The sequence below is a fragment of the Rosettibacter primus genome (assembly GCF_036860675.1).
Taxonomy (GTDB): Bacteria; Bacteroidota; Ignavibacteria; order Ignavibacteriales; family Melioribacteraceae; genus Rosettibacter; species Rosettibacter primus.
In genome coordinates this window covers 101,048-122,569 of the sequence record NZ_JAYKGK010000008.1, presented here as the reverse complement: position 1 = coordinate 122,569, position 21,522 = coordinate 101,048, and the positions used below count along the sequence as shown (strand labels likewise).

The following is a 21,522-nucleotide window of genomic DNA, read 5'->3' as shown; positions in this document are numbered from 1 at the left end:
TACCTTTTTAGTTATTCACTTAGTTCATGTGGTGCGGAATGATGTTCATGCACAATCATCCATTGATTATTGATTTTCTTAAGTCCGATGGTAAGCCTGCATTGTGGCTTAGGGCTATTGGACAGTTTTATCAGTGCGGTACAAAAAGCTACGGTGTCGCTTGTCGTAATTTGAAATTCTTCCAATTGGAATGAGTTTTTTCCTTCGCTGCTGTATTGGAAAAATAATTTCCAGGTTTTCCTGTATTCTTTCAAGCCTTTGGATTGCAAGGGAACAGGTACATCAAACATCAAAATGTCGGGGGAGTGGTTTTGAAGAATTCCCTCCATATTTTTTTGTTGTATGGATTTCACCCAATAGTCAATAACAGATTCGATTTCTTTAGTATCCCTGTCCATCAGTTTCAGTGTATTTTTTAAAGTTGTTGAGTATGGCTTGCCATCCCTGTTGCTGCATTTCTATTGGGTTTTCAGTTTCAGGGTCAAAAGTTACGGTTACTTCTGTTTGTCCGTTCGCTTCTTTAAAATCAATTGTTGCCAATCGTCCGCCAAATTCGTAGGTAAAATTTTGTCCTTCATTGATTTCTGTATAAACAGCCTCAAAGTCAAAACCAAAACTACCGTCTTTGGCTTCCATTCTTGCGGAATATTTACCACCCACCCGCATATCGTTTGAGGCAGAGGGGCAGTGCCAACTTGGGTCGGCAAAGTTCCATTTTGTAATGTGCTCGGGTTTTGTGTAATAATCCCATACTTTTTGTCTGTCAGCTGAAATAGTTGTTTTAACTTTTATTTTTTCTCGTGCCATAGTACTTCTCCGATTGTTATTTTGTTGTGTGTTGTTGTTCTAACATAGCCTATAACGTTTGGCAAAACACCGCAGTGCTTTTTGCCGATATCGAATGATGCGCTGAAGGGCGCTATCAACAATTTATTTCTTGCGCCCGTAGGCGCAATACCAAACCGCGGCAAAAAGCATTGAGCGACCACAACTATTTCTTTCCGGAGTTTCAACTGAGCCATATCAACAAAGGGAGCGTCGGTGTTTTGCTTGTTAGGCGCAGTGCAAAATGCATCACTTGAACTCATTGAAGGCTTTGAGCAATTTCATTGTTGCATCGTAATCCAACCTGTTGCCCTCATAGTAGCACAGATACAAACCTTGAAGGTTGGATGGAAGATGAATCCCTTTCTGGACGAGAAGAATGAAGTTTCTTCCATAAAGAGCCATCGCCGCCCCAATCTCAATGAGAACGTTCTCGTTGATTTTATGGTGAACGGTTCCAGCTTTATCTAGGAGTTCGTCCTCTGAAGCAACGTGGATGATACCTGCGAAGCACGAGCGCATATCATCGAGAACTTTGTCCGAGACTGGCTTGGAAGGAGTCTCGTGTTCTTCTGCAACTACTGGGATGAACCTTCCAAAGGTCAATAGGTCTTTAAGCTGAGCTACAATCTCCTTGTTCTTTCCGTGCGTAATGAAAACACGTTGGTTGAGTCTTGTTTGAGTTTGTGGTGATGTTAGGGCTGGTACGCTTTCACCTTTCTGCTCTGCGAGTTCGTCTGGCAGCTGCTCCTGTTCTTCCGCAGGCGGGGCAGCCTCGGAAGGCTTCGGGGTGTCAATTGCAACGTATGGGCCGTTCTTCGTTTGGTGAATGATGCCGACGAACTGGCCGTTTTGCTTAAGAATTTCTAGTACGGAGTCGAGTCTCTCAGCAGGTACTCCCATCTGGGCGAGAACGTTCTTGGCTATCTTGTCCTGCGGAAACTTCGCTTTATTGTAGTGTTCAAAAAACTGCCGGGCTATCTCTGGCCTCAGAGACGCCTCCACTTTTGCGACTATGTCATCCCCTTCTGTTGTTGGAGCTACGATCCTTGACCCCAACTCGGAGAGTGAGATAGTGGCGGCATTGTAACCTCCAAGAGTCAGTCCATAAGCAATCGAAGCTCCGCAGATATCCTGCCAGTTGGAACTTGTCGGAGAGATGTCAACCGCAACGGCAAGTTGATGGGGCGTCGTGGGCTTTCCTGCGAAATTGTCGTGCAATCCCTGTGACAACTTGAGTGCCTCTTCTAGTGACATCTTCGGGATCTTACTCTGCGGAATGTAAACTCGTTTCGACTCCGCCACCAATGATTTCCTTTTCGATGTATCCTTTTTTGCCATCATTTGTCTCCAGAGTGTGGATGGTTAATCATTGCATTTTGCGTTGCGCCTAACGGTTTCGGGCTTTGCGTTCGGGCGGGTTTCGGAGCACAAAACTGTCAACGAACACCGAACTTGAATAGAAGCACAAAGCTCCAAGTTTGCACGTCACCCCGCCTGACGCAAAACCCGTGTTACCGGCAGTAAAGCTTTATGCTTTTTGTCGCTTGCTGACTTTTTCATTGTTTATTTTTTTGTTTCGTCAGTAAATTTAAAGTCCGTTTTTAGTTTGTCCAAATAGTCAAGTGTCTCAGGTGTCAGGAAGAATTTGTCTATGTTGTTTATAGCCCACTCAATGTAGCCAGAGTTGTCTTTAAATACTTCTTCCACTGTCTTGCCTTGATGTTTGCCGAAATAGAATTGCGAACTAATTGTGTAAGCTGCTTTAACAGATTTCTCTGTCGCTTTAAGTCCGTCCTTGTATTTTGTCAGGTCGGCATTCTCTACTAAAGTCCATTGATAACAACCGCAACAAGGAATAATTTTATTCTTTCTCCATTTAGTGTCATACTCATAATGAGTTGAGTATTGTCCATTGAAAATTGGATAGCCGAATGCTTTACCGTAAGGCAAAGTTTCACACTCAACGCTTTCAACAATTGTGTAGTATTCTTCCGTCCAGTTGTCTCGTCTAACTGCGAAAGGTGTCTTACGCCCAATGCTGTCCCAGATTTGAAAAATATTTAAGCTCATTTACTCCAACTCTTTGTGATTATGTCCTTTTAATTTGCTGTTGTCCTCAATGACAGGAATAATTTTTACTAAGTCGCCTGTGAGATTTAGTCCGTATGAAATTGCAATCTTGGCGATGCCTATTCCGAAAACGCCTCTCAATTCTCCAAGTGCTGTCAAGAAAATCCAGCCACTTACTGTTGAAAAACTTTGGTAGTTGTCCAAGTCCCGTTCAACTTTGTGTATGTCATCCAGAAATTTTCTGCAAGCTGCTCGTAATAGTTGTAGGTCGTTATACAAGTCCGACTTTTGAGATACTTTGCCAATTTCGTCTGTGAGCATTTTCCTGATTTCAAGAACTGAACTTACACAATGTCTTGGAACTTCAAGTTCGTAAGGCGAATATAAAACTCGTCTGTCTTCAAGCTGTGTAATAACTCGTTTTGCTATTTTAATTTCCGCTTCGTCAGGTTGCCAAGAAATACCGAAAATGGGAATGCTAAATCCTGTCAGTCGGCTTTTAATTTCTTGGTAAGTCAATTTTAATTTGTTCATAGTTTGTCTGTTTTATGTCTGTCAGTAAGTAGTCGCATGGTCGCTAATTTTATTGCCGGTAACAAAATTCTTTACGCAATATTGCATATATTTTATAATAAAAACTATATTTGTTTCGTAATAACCTAAAAATTTAAGCTATTACGAATAAATTTCAGTATGAAAAGAACTGAAATCATAGATAAATACGAAAAAATTCTTAGACTGAAAAATTATTCTCCTAAAACTGAAAAAGCATATTTGCATCACCTTAATCTTTTCCTAGACTACATTAGCAAATCTAAAATCTCTTCGGTTGATTCTAAAATATTGCTTGACTATTTCAGCTATCTTAAGCAAACTCGAAAATTTTCTTACTCCGCAATCAAGCAATCTCTTGCTTCAGTAAGATTTCTCTTTCTTGATGTTCTCAAAAAAGAAATTGATTTTGATTTCTTCGTTAAAATTAAAAAACCAAATAGGTTACCTAATATTTTAACAGTTGAAGAAGTAAGAGAAATCATAAACTCAATAACAAATATAAAACATCGTGCAATAATTTCAACCATCTATTCCTGTGGATTAAAAATTTCTGAAGTGGTGAACTTAAAAATAAATGATATTGATTCTTCTGCAATGACAGTTAAAATAGTAAATGCAAAAGGCGGAAATGACCGAATCGTAATGCTTTCAGAAAAACTTCTTTCTTTGCTTCGTGAATATTTCAAAGAATACAAACCTAAAGTTTACTTGTTTGAGGGACAAAAAGGGGAGAAATATTCATCAAGAAGTATTCAGAAAATTTTTGATAATGCTGTAAAGAAAGTTGGAATAAAAAAGAAAGTTACAGTGCATTCATTACGTCATAGTTTCGCTTCGCATTTGCTTGATAATGGAACAGATATTCGGCTTATTCAGGAATTGCTTGGTCACAAACATTTATCTACAACTCAGATTTATACTCATATCAGTCCCTTTTCCATTAAGAAAATTAAAAGTCCTTTTGATAATATTTAACTTCTATAATTCACAATATTCTCCGCCATTCCATCAAACACAAAAAAGTGAAATGGTAGGACTGAATACAAGTATAATCTTCCAAGCAAACCTTTTGGACGGAATGTTGCGGTTTGTTGTAAAAAGTTTTTTTCGTTCTTTTCAATAATCTTAAACTCAAGTCAAGCTTCGCCGGGGAGTTTCGTTTCTGCATAAAGCAGTAATTATTTGTTTTCTTTAACAGCAGTAAGCGCATTCCAGAAACAAGTGTATCACCTGTGTGAATTTCTGTTTTGTTTGTTCTGCTTCTTGATGCACTTCCCTAAGCAACATTTATTCCTGCTTTGATTAATGTAAGTGGGATTCCATTTGCCGCAAGAATTTCTTCAACTCTTTTTCTTGAAGCAAGATGCTTTGAAAGTTGTTCTTCGTTGGTAATCCCACCGAGATAAATAATCTGGTTGATTGAAGTTTGTTTAACAAGTTTTATAAAATTATTTGCTGAGGTTTCTTCAAGCGAACCAAAATCCTTTACATTAGAACTCATCGAATGAATGAGGCAATGAGCTGTGTAGATATCTTGTAAAGATGAACTTGCGACAGATGAAGTAAAATTATTGGATTCCTGCTTTCGCAGGAATGACAGTGTAAAAGAATCAGAAATATCTTTAAGAAAATCAACTTCAAATACAGAAACATGTGGTTGCTTTTAAATTCCATCTGCAGAAAATCTTTTTTATAGCGGACATAGCAGCAAATAACTTCTTGTTCCTGTTCAATCAAAAAAGAAAGAAGTCTTTTGCCGATATAATCGGTTGCCTCGGGTAAGTAGTACTTTCAAGTTTATTTCCTCATAAAATATTATTCATTAAATAGAACAATAATTATTTTTAATTTATTCCCTCAATCTTTAACCACATACTTTTTTCTATTTTATAACTCTAACAAATCACCATTTTTCCATTTGCTGTAATTTTTTCAAAACTGGTTTATTCTTTACAATATTCCAAGTGGTTTAAAAGAATTTTTGCTTTCAATAATTTTATAAGTATTACCGTGTAAATATTTTTTTATTATAATCGATTTATAATTTCTTGCTATTAAAAAAGAAAATTTTATGGTTGTGTCATAATCTCATCATTTTATAATTATCAATTTTATAATAATTGAGTGCTTGTTGGAGAAGTGTTTCCCGAATTACAAAAATTATTTTTTCATTTGATGTTGATGATAAAAGATTTTTTACAGATGAGTTTAATCCTTCTCCATTAATTTCCAGTAATCCAATTTCATCTACAACAATCCATTCTAAATTTTTCCCGATACAATTATTAAGTTTTTCATTTGCCCAGTTAAAAGCTTCTAATCTGAATTTATATTTGCCTACTTTAATTGTATTATAATCGTTATCACTTTCTAATTGAAATAAAGTTCTTGAAGAGATATGATAAAAAAAGCGTTTATCTTCTATTACTGGTTGAAGAATTCCATCGATATTTTTTTGAGAAGAAACCCAGCTCATTAAACGTGTTGTTTTGCCGGTTTTACTCAATCCAGTTATGATATAAATCCTGTTCTTCATCAATATCAGCTGAAAGTAATAAAGCAATTGTATCTGAGAAAAATTTTATTAATCTAAAAATTCCAATATAACCCTGCGACATAAACCAAGTATAATTGATAAGTCTCTTTATACTTGGGAAAAGGACAATGATTTTATTAATCTCGGGTGCGTGATTGAATTTATTTTTCTCAAGGAATTTACTAAATCTCCTTTCAATAAATGGTCCAACAAAAACAAACCAGATAAATGTTATTAATACGGAGCGAATTAACATCATAAGAATTTCTATTGCTTTGTTTGGTCCAAGCTCTTTTGAATAAAAAGATAAAATCATAAATAGAATTGAAAATGAGATGATTATAATTCCACTTGGTTTTTTCCACCATCTTTTTTTCTTCTTTTTCATATTTAATTTGAATGCATCCATCTTATAATAAAAAGATGAATAAAGAGGATAAACCAAATCAGTTCTGCTTTCTATCCATTCTGGAATTTTTACAACTTTTGACCCAATATAAATTCCTGCTAACATATGAATAGTTATATAAAGCATGATTGAGAAAATACTCAAGCTAAAAGGATAAAAATATTTTTCTACTCCAATTTGATTGAAAATAAAATGAGTGAAAGAATCAATTGCTTCCCAGAATGTAACTCCAAAAAGGATTGTTAATACAAGAACTCGTTGAACTGCAGAAAATGTTTCTGAGAAAAATCCAAGAAGAATGCTGCTTACTTTAATATTTTTTATATACTTAAAAAACACATAGCCCATCAATCCCTGTAATGTAACAGCAAAGTAAGAACTTAATGAACTGTAAGGACTCACAACTGCTTTAACGAGTATGACAAGTAGAGTAGAACGAAGAATTTCTGATTTATTTTCTGAATATCTGCCAATTAATGAAATAAAAACTGTTGCTGCACCACTTAAGAGCATTCCAGAGAATGGAACTTTCAATATAGCGAGCATTCCACCGAAAACAGCTTCGCTGAAGGCCCATAGTGCGGTAAATCTTTTTGTATCAATGTAAAGTTTATAATGAAAACGAAGTGTTGTTTCTTCCAATAATTATTTTCCTCCTTTTTTGTCTAATAAGTCATCAATCCAGCTTAATGATGCCATTGCGGCAGGAAATCCAATTGTAGGAATGGCAAGAATTGCTACTTGACGAATTTCTTCTTTCTTAATTTTTGATTTCAATGCTTTACGAACCTGAGCATGAACCGCTCCTTCCATTCTTGCACCAATTGATAGAGCTAATTTAATTAGTATTCTTGTTTTTTCATCAAGTGGTCCGGATTCATGAACAGCTGCACCTAAATTTTCATAAGCTACTGCAATTTCAGGAAATTCTTTCAAGAATCTTTCGAATCTTTTTGGAAGCTTTGCCATTTTATATCCCTCAATATTTTATTGTGTAAATTAACGCTATAACATGGTTTGTTCAATAAAAATTTTTATCGAGTAAAAATTTTTTTGTGTATTACAATTTATAAGAAATTTCTTATAATATTTTTAATTACAAGAATTTTATTTCGTATTTTTACAAAAAAAAGTAGAAAAATTATGAAAATACTAGTTACAGGTGGAGCAGGTTATATTGGTTCTCATTTTGTAAAATTACTATGCGAATATAGTCATGAACCTATTGTAATAGATAATTTATTTCGCGGACATAAAGAAGCTTTGCCTGAAGGTGTTCCACTCGAAATTGTGGATTTACTTGAATATGAAAAATTATTTGAGGCAATTAAAAAACATAATCCTGAAGCTGTAGTTCACTTTGCTGCTCTGGCTTATGTTGGTGAATCGGTTAAAAATCCAGAACTTTATTATTTGAATAATGTAGTTGGAAGTTTTAATCTAATTAAAGCCGTTGTTCATTCTAAAATTAAAAAATTTGTATTCTCTTCAACATGTTCAATTTATGGCAATCCATTGATGATTCCTATTTCGGAAAAAGAATCATCAAAACCTATAAATCCTTATGCAAATACAAAACTTATGATTGAAACTATGTTAAAAGATTTCGATACAGCTTATGGATTAAAATATGTAGCATTGAGATATTTTAATGCTGCAGGGGCACATTTGAGTGGTGAAATTGGAGAAAGCCATAATCCTGAAACTCATTTAATTCCACTTGTTCTTTATACTGCATTACAAAAAAGAGAAAAGTTATTTGTTTATGGAAATGATTATGATACTCTGGATGGAACATGTATTCGTGATTATATTCATGTAATGGATTTAGCTGATGCGCACTTAAAAGCTATAGAATACTTAAATGCTAACAATGAATCGACTATTATTAATCTTGGAACCGGGAAAGGTAATTCAGTCCTTGAAATAATTAAGAAATCCGAACAGATTACAAAAAGAAAAATTCCATATGAAATTACATCGCGAAGAGAAGGTGACCCTGCAATACTTGTTGCAGATAATAAAAAAGCTAAAGAAGTCTTAGGCTGGTCACCTAAATTTTCTATTGAAGAAATTCTTGAATCTGCTTGGCGCTGGCATTTAAATCCTAAATTTTGAGAGGGTAATTTGACAACAGAAAAAACTTTTATTGATGGTTTATTAGTTATAAAACCTGATGTTTATTTTGATGAAAGAGGTTTTTTCTTTGAGTCATTTAATCAAAAAAAATATTCAGAGTTAGGAATTAATTATAATTTTGTTCAGGATAATATTTCAAAATCAAAAAAAGGAACTATACGCGGACTTCATTATCAAGTCGGTGAATTTGCTCAAGGTAAATTGTGCTATGTAATTAAAGGAAAAGTTTTAGATGTTGCTGTAGATATTCGCTTTGGTTCTCCTACCTTTGGAAAATATTTTTCGTGTGAATTAAGTGAAGAAAATAAATATCAATTGTGGATACCACCCGGATTTGCTCATGGTTTTTCTGTTTTATCTGAAGAAACTATTTTTTGTTATAAATGCACTCAATTCTACAATAAAGAATTTGAAAGAGGAATTTTATATAACGATTCTGATTTGAATATCAACTGGAATGTTGAAAATCCAATTGTATCTCAAAAAGATTTATCATTAAAAAGATTTAAGGAAATAGATAAAGATTTTTTATTTAATTCTGACAGATAAAAAATAACTTATAAAAATTGAGGGAAAACAAATGGAACTTTCAGTTATTGGAACGGGCTATGTTGGATTGGTTAGTGGGACATGTTTTGCAGAAATGGGAAATAGGGTGATTTGTGTTGATAATAATCAAGAAAAGCTAAAAAAACTTAAAAACAAAATAGTCCCAATTTATGAACCCGGTTTAGAAATTTTATTTCATCGAAATATTGAAAAACAAAGATTAATTTTTACGGATGATTTAAAGAAAGCTGTACTTGAATCAGAAATTATTTTTTTATGTCTGCCCACACCTCAGGATGATGATGGCTCGGCAGATTTGAAATATGTTTTTGGTGTTGCTGACGAAATTGGCAAAATATTGAAAGAAGCTAATACTTCAGATTTTAAAATCATTGTTAACAAAAGTACCGTGCCTGTTGGAACTTCATATGAAGTAACAAAAATTTTACAAAAGCATGGAATTAAAAATTTTGAAGTAGCTTCAAATCCAGAATTTTTGCGTGAAGGTTTTGCAGTAGAAGATTTTATGAAACCAGATAGAATTGTTATTGGGGCAAGAAGTCAAAAAGTTTTTGAAAAACTTCACGAGCTTTATGAACCATTTGTTCGTCAAGGTAATCCAATTTACAATATGGACCCTGAGAGTGCAGAAGTAACAAAGTATGCTGCCAATTCATATTTAGCTATGAGAATTACTTTTATGAATGAGATTGCAAACTTCTGCGAAGCTGTTGGTGCTAATGTTGATTTAGTTCGTAAAGCTATGGGTGCCGATTCAAGAATTGGAAAAAGATTTCTTTTTCCTGGTATTGGTTACGGAGGTTCATGTTTCCCGAAAGATGTGAAAGCATTGATTAAAACTTCTCAAGAAAAAGGTTCTCCAATAAAAATTTTGAAAGTTGTTGACGAAGTAAATAATAATCAAAAACTTATTCTTGTTAATAAAATTCTAAAACATTTTAATAATGATATCAAGGGGAAAACATTTGGCGTTTGGGGATTAGCATTCAAACCAAATACTGATGATATGCGCGAAGCCCCTTCAATTGTTATTATAAAAAAGCTCGTTGAACTTGGAGCAGAAGTAAAAGCTTATGACCCTGCAGCTGCTGATAACGCAAAATATTATCTTGGTAATATTCTGGAATATGTAGATGAACAATATAAAGCATTAGAAAATGCTGATGCTCTTTTAATATTAACTGAATGGAATGAATTTAGAAATCCTGACTTTGATAAGATAAAATCATTGCTGAAATCAAAACTGATTTTTGATGGGAGAAATATTTTTGACCTGAATAAAATGCTTGAAATGGGATTTATTTATTATAGCATAGGCAGAAGACCTGTCGGAATATAATTTTGTATTTTTTAATAATGAGAGAAATTTTAACAGTTGTAAGATTGCTTTGTCATTTATTTTATTAAAATTTTCTGTTTATGCATTTAAGATTTTTTCATAATAATCAATATATTTTGGAACAATTAAATTTTTGTCGAAATATTTTACCGCTCTTTCTCTTGAATTCTTTGAAAATATTTTATACTTCTTTTCGTTAGTTAACAAATCAATAACATATTTTGCCATGCGTTCAACATCACCAATTTCTGCAATGTATCCAGTTTCATTGTGAATTACTAATTCAGGCAAACCACCAACAGAAGAGCTTACAACTGGAATCCCACATGCCATTGCTTCAAGTGCAGATAATCCAAAACTTTCTGATTGTGAAGGCATTAAAAATATATCAGCAGCATTAAGAATCTCTGGTAATGCATCTTGCTTGCCAAGAAAAATTACATCCTTTTGCAAATCTAATTCTCTTGCAAGTCGTTCGCATTCAGACCTGTCAGGTCCATCACCAACAAGAACTAATTTAGCGGGCAATTCTTTTTTTACTTTGTGAAGTATTTTTATTGTATCAGGGACTCTTTTTACTGCTCTGAAATTTGAAGTATGAATTAAAATTTTTTCTCCATGTGAAGCTAATCTTTCACGATAAGGTTTATCATCAACTGGTTTATATTTTTCTGTGTCAATGAAGTTATATATTACTTCAATTTCTTTATTGACATTAAAATTAATCAATGTTTTTTCTTTTAAAAATCTTGATACTGCAGTTACCCCATCACTTTCTTCAATACTGAATTTTACAAGAGGCATAAACGAAGGTTCGAGACCCATTAGTGTAATATCAGTTCCATGAAGTGTAGTTATAAACTTTATATCCTTATTTACTTTTTTTCGAATTTGTTTGGCAAGGTATGCACTTACTGCATGAGGAATTGCATAATGAACATGCATTAAATCTAACTGTTCATATTCTATTACTTCGAGCATTTTACTTGTCAATGATAAGCCATATAATGAATGTTCAAACAATGGATAGCTTGCTACTTCAACTTCGTGGAAAAAAACGTTTTCAACAAAGTGAGTTAATCTGTGTGGAATCGCATAACTGATAAAATGAACTTGATGACCTAAAGAAGCAAGAGCTAGTCCAAGTTCTGTTGCTACAACTCCGCTTCCTCCATAAGTTGGATAACATGTTATTCCAATTTTCATATTTTATTTAACCTTTTTGTTCAATCTTATTTATTTTTGAATTAAACATTAAACGCATAATCTTTAGTTCATAATATATCAATTTTGATATGAATATTTTATTAATCGGACATTCTATTATTGATCACATAGAAATCTCTGGCAGGGAGATAATAAAACCTGGTGGAATTTATTATTCAGTTTCGGGAATGTTATTTGTGAAAAACGAAAATGATAATATTTTTCTGTTAACCGGAATCAATAAGAATGCATTAAAGTATTTCGAAAAATTATATTCAAAATGTTTGCCTGACTTTTTAATTCATCTTGATGATATGCCCGAAGTCTTTCTAAAAATTTATGAGCATAAAGAACGTGATGAATTTTATAAAAATATTTCTTCATCTTTGCCAGTTGAAAAAATTAATAACTGGTTATCTTTTGATGGAATTTTAATAAACATGATAACCGGCTTTGATATTACTTACGAACAGTTGAAAAATGTTCGCCATAATTTTAATGGTTTAATTTACTTTGATGTTCATACATTATCTCGCGGAGTTGATGAAAATTTGAAGCGAGAGTTTAGAACAATTCCTGATGTAGAAAACTGGCTTTCAAATGTTGATATAATTCAATGCAATGAAAGTGAATTGAAAACTATTTTTAATTATGATGACAAGAAGATAATTATTGAAAATATTTTGAAATACGGTCCTCGAGCTTTAATTCTTACAAAAGGAAATAAAGGTGCAGAAATTTTCTACATAGACAAGGGAGAGATTAAAAACCTGAGTGTTACAGCAGAAAAAGTTGAAATAAAAAATAAAATTGGCTGTGGTGATATTTTTGGCGCAGTCTTTTTTTATACATATCTTAATACAAACGACTTATTAATTTCTTTAAGAACTGCAAATAAAATTGCTGCAAAATCAGTTTCATCAAACAATATTGAAGAATTGCTGAAAGAATATGTTAATTGGTAATTTAATTAAAACAAGAATTCTAATAATTGGGTCAAATGGAATGCTGGGGCAAAGACTCGCGGAATATTTTTCACTTACAAATAATTATGAATTAATGTGTGCCTCGGCTGAACCAGAGTCTTTCGTTCCCGGTGTTGATTATAAAAGTGTTGATATTACTCAGAAAAACAGTGTAAGAAAACTTATCTTAGATTTTTTCCCGGATTTTGTAATTAATGCAGCTGCATATACTAATGTTGACAAAGCAGAAAAAGAAAGAGAATTGGCATGGAAAATAAATGTAAATGGTGTTGAAAATATTGCTCTTTATGCATGGACGATTGATGCTCACATGATTCATATTTCAACGGATTACATTTTTGATGGTAAAAAAGGTCCTTATTCTGAAAATGATAAACCATGTCCAATCAGTTATTATGGAAGGACCAAATTAGCAAGTGAAAATTCGATAAGAACAAGCGGGGTTCGTTATACAATTGTTAGAACAAATGTTTTATATGGACCAGCAAAGCATGGCAGACCCGATTTTGTTAAATGGGTTATTAATTCACTTCGTGCAGGTGAAGAAATAAGAATTGTAACTGACCAATATAACAATCCAACATATGTGGATGACCTTGTTGATGCAATTCATAAAATTATTTTATTCAAAAAAGAAGGTATTTACAATATTGCAGGAAAAGAAATTATTTCAAGATATGATTTTACATTAAAAATAGCTGATTACTTTGATCTAAATAAAAAATTAATTAAACCAGTTTTAACAAAAGATTTGAATCAAGCAGCACCACGTCCTTTAAAATCAGGATTGATAATTTTGAAAGCAATGATAGAACTTGATTATAAACCTCACGAGTATGAAGAATCATTTGAAATGATGAGAAGAGACTTGAATTTGTGATTTTTATTGAAATCTTAAAAAATTCTAAAAAGTAAATAAGGGCTCAAATACTTATGAAGAATAATAAAAAGTTTTTTTAGGTTAAATTAATTGAGAATTCTATTTTATATAGTAATATTGTAAACATAATTTAAGCAATCCTTATATCATCCTTCAAAAAGGAGGTGTCTGATGCTGAGCATGCTAATCAGTCCTGAAATAAAAGAACTAATACAAAACAAACAATTCCTTGACCTTAAGGAAATTTTAATTGACTGGACACCAACAGATATTGCGGATTTGATTTTAACACTTAATGAAGATGAAAGAGTATTACTTTTTCGGTTGCTTCCTAAAGAATTAGCAGCTGATGTTTTTGAATATCTAAATTATGATACACAGGTAGAACTTATACATTCAATGGGACACGAAAAAATTTCGGAACTGCTCAATGAAATGTCACCAGACGACCGAACTGCATTGTTTGAAGAAATGCCGCCTAATGTTGTTAAACAGTTGTTAAACTATCTATCATATGAAGAAAGAAAAATTGCTCAGCAATTGTTAGGATATCCTGAAAACAGCATCGGGCGATTAATGACGCCTGATTATATTGCAATTAAAAAAAACTGGACTGTTCAAGAAACACTTGATTATATTCGAAAATATGGACAGGATAAAGAAACTTTGAACATTCTTTTTGTAGTTGATGAATCTGGTAAACTTATTGATGATATCAGAATTAGAGAAATATTACTTGCCTCACCTGATACTAAAATTAGTGAGTTGATGGATGGTAATTTTGTTTCATTAAAAGTATACGACGACCAGGAATCTGCAATAGAAATATTCAAAAAGTATGATAGGGTTGCTTTGCCAGTTACAGATAGTTCAGGAATTCTGGTTGGAATTGTAACAGTTGATGATGTACTCGATATAGCAGAAGAAGAAACAACAGAAGACATTCAAAAGATTGCAGCTGTTCAGACTTTCGAAGAACCTTATCCTCAGGCATCAATATTTCAGATGATAAAAAAGAGAGCAGGCTGGCTGAGTATTTTATTTATCAGTGAAATGTTTACAGCTACTGCTATGGGTTATTTTGAAAATGAAATTAGTCAGGCTGTTGTTCTCGCTTTATTTGTTCCTCTTATAATTTCAAGTGGGGGTAACTCAGGTTCACAAGCTTCTACATTGATTATACGTTCTCTTGCTCTTAACGAACTTTCTCTTAAAGATTGGTTTTTTGTATTCAGAAGAGAAATATTAACAGGTTTAATACTTGGTGTAATACTGGCAGTAATAGGTTTTCTAAGAATTTCTTTGTGGCAGTTCGTAAGCGGTGTTTATGGAGAACACTGGTTCTTAATCGGGATGACTGTAGCTATTGCTTTAATTGGTGTAGTTTGCTGGGGAAGTCTTATGGGCTCAATGCTCCCTTTTATACTCAAAAAACTTGGATTTGACCCGGCCAGTTCTTCAGCACCATTTGTAGCAACTCTGGTTGATGTTACAGGAATCATAATTTATTTTACTGTTGCTCATATGATACTTAAAGGAACATTACTTAATTAAAGAATTTATTCAAAACTTTTTTTCCAGCTTCGCATTAAAAAGCCAGTAATTATCAATGCAACACCAATTAATGCAATTTTTATATAAGATTCTGAGTAATAATAAAATCCTCCAATTGCAACAGGAACATTTTGCAACTCAGAAGTTGTAAAGCCTTCACCTCTGGCTATTTCGACTTTATATTGAAAATGAAGCAAAGCATAAAATAAAATTACGCCTCCCTGAACAAAACAAACAATATCTACTAATGCAAATATTACTGTTGACATTAATTTTTTCATTTAATTATCCCTCATCTTTTATTGAAATTTTTTTCATGTAAAAATTATTAAAATTCTATACGAATTGATATAAATTATTTTTGGATTTATGCCTTTGAATTTGGTTCATTATTAATATCGATTTTATGAAAAACAATTAAGTATTCCAATTTAGAATTTTCTTATATTTGTTAGCAGTTATTAATAAAAAGAGAGAAAAACTTGGCTAAGGAAAAAGTACTTGTAACTTCTGCTCTGCCTTATGCAAATGGCAATATTCATCTTGGACATTTAAGCGGAGCTTATTTACCTGCAGATATTTATGTAAGATACAAAAGACTTAATGGAGATGATGTAATTTATATTTGCGGTTCTGATGAACACGGTGTCCCGATAACAATTACAGCAGATAAAGAAAAAGTTCATCCAAAAGTTATTATTGACAGATACCATGAACTCAATAAAAAAGCTTTTGAAAAATTTGGTATGAGTTTCGACATATACTCAAGAACAAGCATTCCAATACATCATAAAACAGGACAGGAATTTTTTAAGTGTTATTATGATAATGGATTGCTGATAGAAAAAAAGTCAATGCAGTTTTATGATGAAAAAGTTAAAATGTTTTTGCCAGATAGATATGTAGAAGGAACTTGTCCACGTTGTGGATACGAGGAAGCAAGAAGTGATGAATGTGAAAAATGTGGTTCACTTTATGAACCTTCAGAATTAAAAAATCCTAAAAGCAAAATCAGCGGCGAAACTCCTATACTGAAAGAAACTTCTCACTGGTATTTCCCTTTGGGCAGATATCAAGAACGTCTTGAAAAATATATTGATGAAATGAATAAAAAATATGGCTGGAAAGATAATGTGCTTCAATATTGCAAAGGTTGGTTTAGCGAAGGATTAAAAGATAGAGCTGTAACGAGAGATTTAGATTGGGGTATAAAAGTTCCACTCCCAAATGCAGAAGGAAAAGTTTTGTATGTTTGGTTCGAAGCTGTTCTTGGTTACATATCGGCAACGAAAGATCTTTCTGAAAAAAGAAATGACCCCGATTTATGGAAAAGATACTGGCAGGACCCGAATACAAAATATATTGCATTTATAGGGAAAGATAATGTTGTTTTTCATACAATAATATTTCCTGCAATGTTAATGGCATGGAATGATTACAATAACGACAAATATATTTTGCCTCAAAATGTTCCTGCAAATGAATTTTTGAATTTTGAAGGGAAAAAATTTTCTAAATCACGCGGCTGGGGAATTGATGTAATTGACTTCCTTGAAATATTTCCCCCTGACCCGCTAAGATATACACTGGCAGCTAATCTTCCTGAAAATAAAGATACCGATTTTTACTGGAAAGAATTTCAAGCAAGAAATAATGGCGAACTTGCAGATATTCTTGGCAATTTCATTAACAGAACTTTTACTTTTGCATTCAAACACTTTGAAGGTAAAGTTCCAAAACTTGAAACTTTAGAGCCAATAGATGAGAACATGATTGAACTTTTGAAATCATATCCTCAAAAAGTTGGGAATCTTATTGAACACTTTAAAATCAAAGATGCAGTTTTCGAAATGATGAATCTTGCAAGAGCTGCAAATAAATATTTTAATGACTCTGAACCATGGATTACTATCAAGCAAAATAAAGCAAGATGCGGAACAACTATCAATATTTGTCTTAATACTATTTATACTCTTGCTGAATTATTCGAACCAGTTATTCCTTTCACATCTTCCAAAATATTTAATATGCTTAATGCAGAAAAATGTGAGTGGAATGAATCCGGAAAATTGAATTTAAAAGAAGGTCATAAACTTAATCCTCCAGAAATTTTATTCAATAAAATTGAAGATAAGATTATAGAAGAACAAATTAATAAACTTGGTGCGGTCGATACGGATGTTCAAAAAGACGAAGAAATTACAATAGATGAATTTAAACGTATAAAACTAAAGGTTGCAAAAATTATTGGAGCGGAAAAGGTTAAGAAAAGTGATAAGCTTCTTAAACTTCAACTTGAGCTGGGTAACGAACAAAGACAGGTAGTTGCTGGAATAGCAAAGAGCTATGAACCAGAAGAATTAATTGGGAAAAATGTTTTGATTGTTGCCAACTTAAAACCGGCAAAATTGTTTGGATTGGATTCACAGGGAATGATACTTGCTGTTGATGCTGATGAAGAAGGAAAAGTAAAGATAATCGAAATTGATAGCTCGATTAAGTCTGGCACACTTGCAAAATAATTTATATTCTCTTTTTGAACTAATCTAATTTTTCATTTATGAAGAATAAAAAAGTTGCACCCAGAAACAGAACAATCTTTTTATCTGATTATGAATTGAAAAAATATTCAAAGAAGTTAATCAAACTAAAAAATAAAGCTGAAGTAAAAGATATATTGAATAAAACAATCTGTCAGGATTTATTCACCGTTCTGGATTATCTTCCAGATTCCTTTGTAGATTTACTTTTTGTTGATCCGCCGTATAATCTTAATAAATCTTTTAACAAACTTAAGTTCAAGGAACAATCAATATTAGATTACTCAAGCTGGATTGAACAATTTATAATAAAATTGAAGCGAACTTTAAAACCAACTGCAACAATTTATTTTTGTGGCGACTGGCATACTTCAATTTCAATTCCTTTAGCTTTAGAAAAACATTTTATAATTCGAAACCGAATTACATGGGAAAGAGAAAAGGGAAGAGGTTCAAAATCAAATTGGAAAAATAGTTCGGAAGATATTTGGTTTTGTACTGTTTCAAACAAATATACATTCAATATAGATTCAGTTAAATTGATGAAGAAAGTTATTGCTCCTTACAGAGATGAGAATGGGAATCCGAAAGACTGGTTAGATTCTTCGGAAGGGAATTATAGATTAACTCATCCTTCAAATATCTGGACTGACATTTCTGTGCCGTTCTGGTCAATGCCTGAAAATACAATTCATCCAACTCAAAAGCCGGAAAAATTAATTGCAAAACTTATTTTAGCAAGCACAAATAAAAATGATATTGTACTTGACCCATTTTTAGGTTCTGGAACTACTTCGGTTGTAGCAAAAAAATTAGGAAGAAATTATGTAGGAATTGAGATAGATAAATATTTTGCATCGTTAGCAGAAAAAAGACTTCATATTGCCGAAAAAGAAAAAAAAATACAGGGCTTCGAATACGGCGTTTTCTGGGAAAGGAATACCAAACCTTTCCCTGTATAATTCCATTGACATACTTGAGTTGCAGATTATTACAAAAAGATTTCATTTTAGCTTTGTAAAATATTTGTGATATTGAAATAAAGATAAAATTAGAATGCAAGAAACTTTTTTATGAATAGAATTATTAAAAACAACTAAATAAAATTATTGTGGAGGATTTTAGCTATGCATATTAAAAAAATGTTTTTATTGATGCCTGTTATAATCTCCGTTTTTACTTCCTGTGCTGTTGAACATTCTAAAATTGTTGTTGCAGAATTTGGTAAAAATAAAATTTATATGGACGAGTTTGAAAAAGCATATGCTAAAAATTCCGGCAATATCGAAAATGCTAAACAGGATTCAATAAGTAATTATAAAAAATTTTTAGACCTTTATGTTAATTACAGAATGAAACTCCGTGATGCATTCGTAAGAGGTTATTATTCAGATGAAGATATGCAAAAAGAATTGAATGATTATAAAACAAACATAGGTACTACATTCTATCTTAATGATGAATTAATTAAACCAGGGATTAAACAACTTTATGAAAGAAGAAGATATGAATATCAAGTAGCTCATATAATGTTAAGACCTGATTCTTCGATGAACGAACAACAAACAATTGAATTCGGGAATGAATTAATTAAAAGAATTAACAATGGAGAAGATTTTGAAAAACTTGCCAGAGAATATTCTAAGGACACATACTCAAAAGAAAAAGGCGGTGATGTTGGTTTTGTTACAGCTGGAGAAATTGTAATCCCAGAAATTGAAGATGCAATTTATTCTACTGAACCAGGTAAAATTTATCCACAATTATTAAAATCAAATTTTGCTTATCATATCATTAAAGTTGTTGGGAAAATTCCAAGAAGACATATGATTCGTGCTCAACATATTCTTGCAAGCTCGAGAGATTCTCTCGGTAATGTTGATACATTAAAAGCTTATCAAAAAATCTTAGAAGTACAAAAGAAAATTCAGGAAGGTGCAGACTTTGGTGAACTGGCAATGGAATATTCTGATGATAAATACAGTGCAAAGAATAAGGGTGATTTAGGATATTTTCAGCGTCACCGCATGGTTCCTGAATTTGAAAATGCTGCATTTAAATTAAAGGTTGGAGAAATTTCTCCAATTGTTAAAACTTCTTATGGCTATCACATAATAAAATTGACAGAAGAAAAACCAATCCCAAGTTTTGAAGAAAGCAAAGATGAATTAGAAAAAACATATAAAAATCTGCGTTATAAAAAAGATTTAATGAAGTTAAAACAAAGTTTGATTAAACAGGCAAATCTGGAAATTAAAAAAGATTTATTTGATAGAGTCCTTTCTTACTCCGATTCATTAAAGAATATTAATGACTATTCTCAAAGTGTGATACATTATGAATTAGGAATGGGAGTAATTTTTGAACTAAATAAAAATAAAATATTGTGCGATTCATTATTCAATTATATGAAGGGAAAAGGTGATTATGTTTTTAGAAAATTAAGTTCAGACATGTTGAATGAAGCAATCGAAGATTATGCAGGAGAATTATTAATTAGAGAAAAAGCATTGCAATATGATAAAGTTAATCCAGAATTTGCTTCTTTAATTAAAGATTATGAAAACGGAATTTATCTTTTCAAAATTCTTGAAGAAGAGGTCTGGTCAAAAGTAAAAGTAGATAGCATAATGGCTATGAATTATTATGAAAAGAATAAAGAAAATTTTAAATGGAAAGACAGAGTTGCCTTCAAAGAAATAAGAGTTGATTCTGATTCTTTGGCAAATGTAATTTATAACCAAGCAAAAAGTGGAGTTGATTTTGATTCATTAATGATAAAGTATAATAAAAAATCATCTGCGCGAAGTCAGTCTAAGAACGAGTTAGTTGAAATTGGTGATAATGGTCTTGCTGATGAAGCAAATAAAATTAAAAACATAGGAGATATTTCAGCACCATTCAAAAATGGGAATAATTGGATAATTTTAAAACTGACAAATAGAGAACCATCACGAATTAAAACATTTGCAGAAGTTCGAAATGAAATTATGGGAATTTTACAAGAACTGGAAAGTAAACGTCTTGAAGAATCATATATTAACAGATTAAAAAAATTGTATCATCCAAAATATTATTATGATGAACTTGCTAAAGCATTCAAACAATAAAATATTTTTTGCTTTCTTTGTTCTTTTTATTTTCTTTGGTTGTTCAAAAGAAGAAAGAAAATCAAATGAAATTGTAAGAATAAGAGATGCTGTTCTTACAGAAGATGAGCTAAATATTGCACTCGGCGAAAAATCGAACAATACAAAACTACGAGAACAATTCATAAATGAATGGATTGAAAGAGAAGTTTTGTATCAAAAAGCTATCGAAGAAGGAATTACTGAGGATAAAGAATTTAATTCAATTTTAGAAAGGTCGAAAAAAGAATTGGCAGCTGCATTTCTTATCAATAAAATATTATCTGAAAATACAAATTCGCCTGATGAAGTAGAACTTCGAGATTATTATGAATTATTAAAGGAAGACTTTCGTCTTTTAGATGATTTATATCGCATTAACATTATTTATTTTAATAACTTTGATGATGCTGTAAAATTTAGAACAATTTTAATAGAAAGCGGATGGGATAAAGCATTAAATGCATTTGCTAATACATCTTCAATTATAAGTTCAGAGACCAATAGTTTGTATTATGGATATCAATTACAACCAGCAAGTTTGGCAAGAATAATTTCATTCATGTTGCCAGGTGAAATTAGCATTGTAATCGAAGCAGAAAAAAATAAATATGCTGTAGTCCAGCTCGAAGAAAAATTTGATAAAGGAATTATTCCGCCATTTGAAGTGATAAAAGAAAAAGTAAAAGAAAGATATCAGGTTATAAAAAACAAAGAGTTTATTCAGAATTACATTGAAGAATTAATTTCTGATTATGATGTTGAAATAAAAAGGTAATTAA

The 21,522-nt window shown here is 32.0% G+C and carries 23 protein-coding genes; 11 read left to right on the top strand and 12 right to left on the bottom strand.

Annotation, left to right across the window (positions count from 1 at the left end):
• Positions 1 to 11: 11 nt before the first annotated feature.
• The 5 genes from VJY32_RS11005 to VJY32_RS10985 all read right to left on the bottom strand — a co-directional run bounded on the left by VJY32_RS11005 (position 12) and on the right by VJY32_RS10985 (position 3,432).
• On the bottom strand, positions 12 to 398 hold the full coding sequence (locus VJY32_RS11005) for a YybH family protein (RefSeq protein ID WP_353677965.1): 387 nt from the start codon (positions 396 to 398) through the stop codon (positions 12 to 14).
• The gene (locus VJY32_RS11000; RefSeq protein WP_353677964.1) at positions 382 to 807 is read right to left on the bottom strand and encodes an SRPBCC family protein; all 426 of its coding nucleotides are present in this window, start codon (positions 805 to 807) and stop codon (positions 382 to 384) included. Before VJY32_RS11000 ends, VJY32_RS11005 begins: the two co-directional genes overlap by 17 nt.
• 267 nt (positions 808 to 1,074) lie before the next feature.
• Entirely contained in the window at positions 1,075 to 2,166 is a 1,092-nt protein-coding gene (locus VJY32_RS10995; RefSeq protein ID WP_353677963.1) for a TIR domain-containing protein, read from the bottom strand.
• A 225-nt stretch (positions 2,167 to 2,391) separates the two neighbouring features.
• Positions 2,392 to 2,898, bottom strand: coding sequence for an exodeoxyribonuclease X C-terminal domain-containing protein (locus VJY32_RS10990; protein ID WP_353677962.1), 507 nt, complete (start codon positions 2,896 to 2,898; stop codon positions 2,392 to 2,394).
• Positions 2,899 to 3,432: a DUF6650 family protein gene (locus tag VJY32_RS10985; protein ID WP_353677961.1), complete on the bottom strand. Its 534-nt coding sequence runs from the start codon at positions 3,430 to 3,432 to the stop codon at positions 2,899 to 2,901. It lies immediately after the preceding gene.
• A gap of 159 nt (positions 3,433 to 3,591) precedes the next feature.
• Between VJY32_RS10985 and xerA the strand changes: the two genes are divergently transcribed.
• Positions 3,592 to 4,428, top strand: coding sequence for a site-specific tyrosine recombinase/integron integrase (gene xerA / locus VJY32_RS10980; RefSeq protein ID WP_353677960.1), 837 nt, complete (start codon positions 3,592 to 3,594; stop codon positions 4,426 to 4,428).
• Here the strand turns inward: xerA and VJY32_RS10975 are convergent.
• The 5 genes from VJY32_RS10975 to VJY32_RS10955 all read right to left on the bottom strand — a co-directional run bounded on the left by VJY32_RS10975 (position 4,425) and on the right by VJY32_RS10955 (position 7,367).
• Positions 4,425 to 4,574, bottom strand: coding sequence for a DUF2867 domain-containing protein (locus VJY32_RS10975; RefSeq protein ID WP_353677987.1), 150 nt, complete (start codon positions 4,572 to 4,574; stop codon positions 4,425 to 4,427). The genes xerA and VJY32_RS10975 overlap by 4 nt on opposite strands.
• Before the next feature lie 155 nt (positions 4,575 to 4,729).
• Positions 4,730 to 4,954, bottom strand: coding sequence for a Rossmann-fold NAD(P)-binding domain-containing protein (locus tag VJY32_RS10970; protein WP_353677959.1), 225 nt, complete (start codon positions 4,952 to 4,954; stop codon positions 4,730 to 4,732).
• A 579-nt stretch (positions 4,955 to 5,533) separates the two neighbouring features.
• Positions 5,534 to 5,989 carry a nucleoside-triphosphatase gene (locus VJY32_RS10965; protein ID WP_353677958.1) on the bottom strand — a complete coding sequence of 152 codons (456 nt, stop codon included), beginning with the start codon at positions 5,987 to 5,989 and terminating at the stop codon, positions 5,534 to 5,536.
• Positions 5,952 to 7,040 (bottom strand): hypothetical protein, encoded by a 1,089-nt coding sequence (locus tag VJY32_RS10960; protein ID WP_353677957.1) that lies wholly within the window; start codon positions 7,038 to 7,040, stop codon positions 5,952 to 5,954. Before VJY32_RS10960 ends, VJY32_RS10965 begins: the two co-directional genes overlap by 38 nt.
• A 3-nt stretch (positions 7,041 to 7,043) precedes the next feature.
• Complete coding sequence (locus VJY32_RS10955) at positions 7,044 to 7,367, bottom strand: carboxymuconolactone decarboxylase family protein (protein WP_353677956.1); 324 nt, start codon at positions 7,365 to 7,367, stop codon at positions 7,044 to 7,046.
• A 174-nt stretch (positions 7,368 to 7,541) separates the two neighbouring features.
• Here VJY32_RS10955 and galE point away from each other — a divergent pair, with 174 nt between their 5' ends.
• From galE to VJY32_RS10940, 3 genes are read left to right on the top strand one after another with little or no spacing between them, the layout of a single operon-like run.
• Positions 7,542 to 8,516: a UDP-glucose 4-epimerase GalE gene (gene galE, locus VJY32_RS10950; protein WP_353677955.1), complete on the top strand. Its 975-nt coding sequence runs from the start codon at positions 7,542 to 7,544 to the stop codon at positions 8,514 to 8,516.
• Positions 8,517 to 8,525: 9 nt separating this feature from the next.
• Positions 8,526 to 9,086 (top strand): dTDP-4-dehydrorhamnose 3,5-epimerase, encoded by a 561-nt coding sequence (rfbC, locus tag VJY32_RS10945; protein ID WP_353677954.1) that lies wholly within the window; start codon positions 8,526 to 8,528, stop codon positions 9,084 to 9,086.
• Between the two features lie 31 nt (positions 9,087 to 9,117).
• The gene (locus VJY32_RS10940) at positions 9,118 to 10,446 is read left to right on the top strand and encodes a UDP-glucose dehydrogenase family protein (RefSeq protein ID WP_353677953.1); all 1,329 of its coding nucleotides are present in this window, start codon (positions 9,118 to 9,120) and stop codon (positions 10,444 to 10,446) included.
• A gap of 78 nt (positions 10,447 to 10,524) precedes the next feature.
• Here the strand turns inward: VJY32_RS10940 and bshA are convergent, their stop codons facing one another.
• The gene (gene bshA, locus VJY32_RS10935; RefSeq protein ID WP_353677952.1) at positions 10,525 to 11,652 is read right to left on the bottom strand and encodes an N-acetyl-alpha-D-glucosaminyl L-malate synthase BshA; all 1,128 of its coding nucleotides are present in this window, start codon (positions 11,650 to 11,652) and stop codon (positions 10,525 to 10,527) included.
• Between the two features lie 197 nt (positions 11,653 to 11,849).
• Here bshA and VJY32_RS10930 point away from each other — a divergent pair, with 197 nt between their 5' ends.
• The 3 genes from VJY32_RS10930 (at position 11,850) to mgtE (ending at position 15,072) form a co-directional block, all read left to right on the top strand.
• Positions 11,850 to 12,617 (top strand): carbohydrate kinase family protein, encoded by a 768-nt coding sequence (locus VJY32_RS10930; RefSeq protein ID WP_353677951.1) that lies wholly within the window; start codon positions 11,850 to 11,852, stop codon positions 12,615 to 12,617.
• A complete protein-coding gene (gene rfbD / locus VJY32_RS10925) occupies positions 12,604 to 13,518 on the top strand; it encodes a dTDP-4-dehydrorhamnose reductase (protein WP_353677950.1) in 915 nt (304 codons plus the stop codon). Before VJY32_RS10930 ends, rfbD begins: the two co-directional genes overlap by 14 nt.
• A 171-nt stretch (positions 13,519 to 13,689) precedes the next feature.
• Complete coding sequence (gene mgtE / locus VJY32_RS10920) at positions 13,690 to 15,072, top strand: magnesium transporter (RefSeq protein ID WP_353677949.1); 1,383 nt, start codon at positions 13,690 to 13,692, stop codon at positions 15,070 to 15,072.
• A gap of 5 nt (positions 15,073 to 15,077) precedes the next feature.
• Here mgtE and VJY32_RS10915 read toward each other — a convergent pair whose 3' ends face one another.
• On the bottom strand, positions 15,078 to 15,353 hold the full coding sequence (locus VJY32_RS10915) for a hypothetical protein (RefSeq protein WP_353677948.1): 276 nt from the start codon (positions 15,351 to 15,353) through the stop codon (positions 15,078 to 15,080).
• A 201-nt stretch (positions 15,354 to 15,554) separates the two neighbouring features.
• Between VJY32_RS10915 and metG the strand changes: the two genes are divergently transcribed.
• From metG to VJY32_RS10895, 4 genes are all read left to right on the top strand, one after another.
• The gene (gene metG / locus VJY32_RS10910) at positions 15,555 to 17,594 is read left to right on the top strand and encodes a methionine--tRNA ligase (protein ID WP_353677947.1); all 2,040 of its coding nucleotides are present in this window, start codon (positions 15,555 to 15,557) and stop codon (positions 17,592 to 17,594) included.
• A 38-nt stretch (positions 17,595 to 17,632) separates the two neighbouring features.
• Positions 17,633 to 18,574 (top strand): DNA-methyltransferase, encoded by a 942-nt coding sequence (locus VJY32_RS10905; protein WP_353677946.1) that lies wholly within the window; start codon positions 17,633 to 17,635, stop codon positions 18,572 to 18,574.
• A 165-nt stretch (positions 18,575 to 18,739) separates the two neighbouring features.
• Entirely contained in the window at positions 18,740 to 20,722 is a 1,983-nt protein-coding gene (locus VJY32_RS10900; protein WP_353677945.1) for a peptidylprolyl isomerase, read from the top strand.
• A complete protein-coding gene (locus tag VJY32_RS10895; RefSeq protein WP_353677944.1) occupies positions 20,691 to 21,518 on the top strand; it encodes a peptidyl-prolyl cis-trans isomerase in 828 nt (275 codons plus the stop codon). The genes VJY32_RS10900 and VJY32_RS10895 overlap by 32 nt, the downstream gene beginning before the upstream one ends.
• Positions 21,519 to 21,522: the final 4 nt, after the last annotated feature.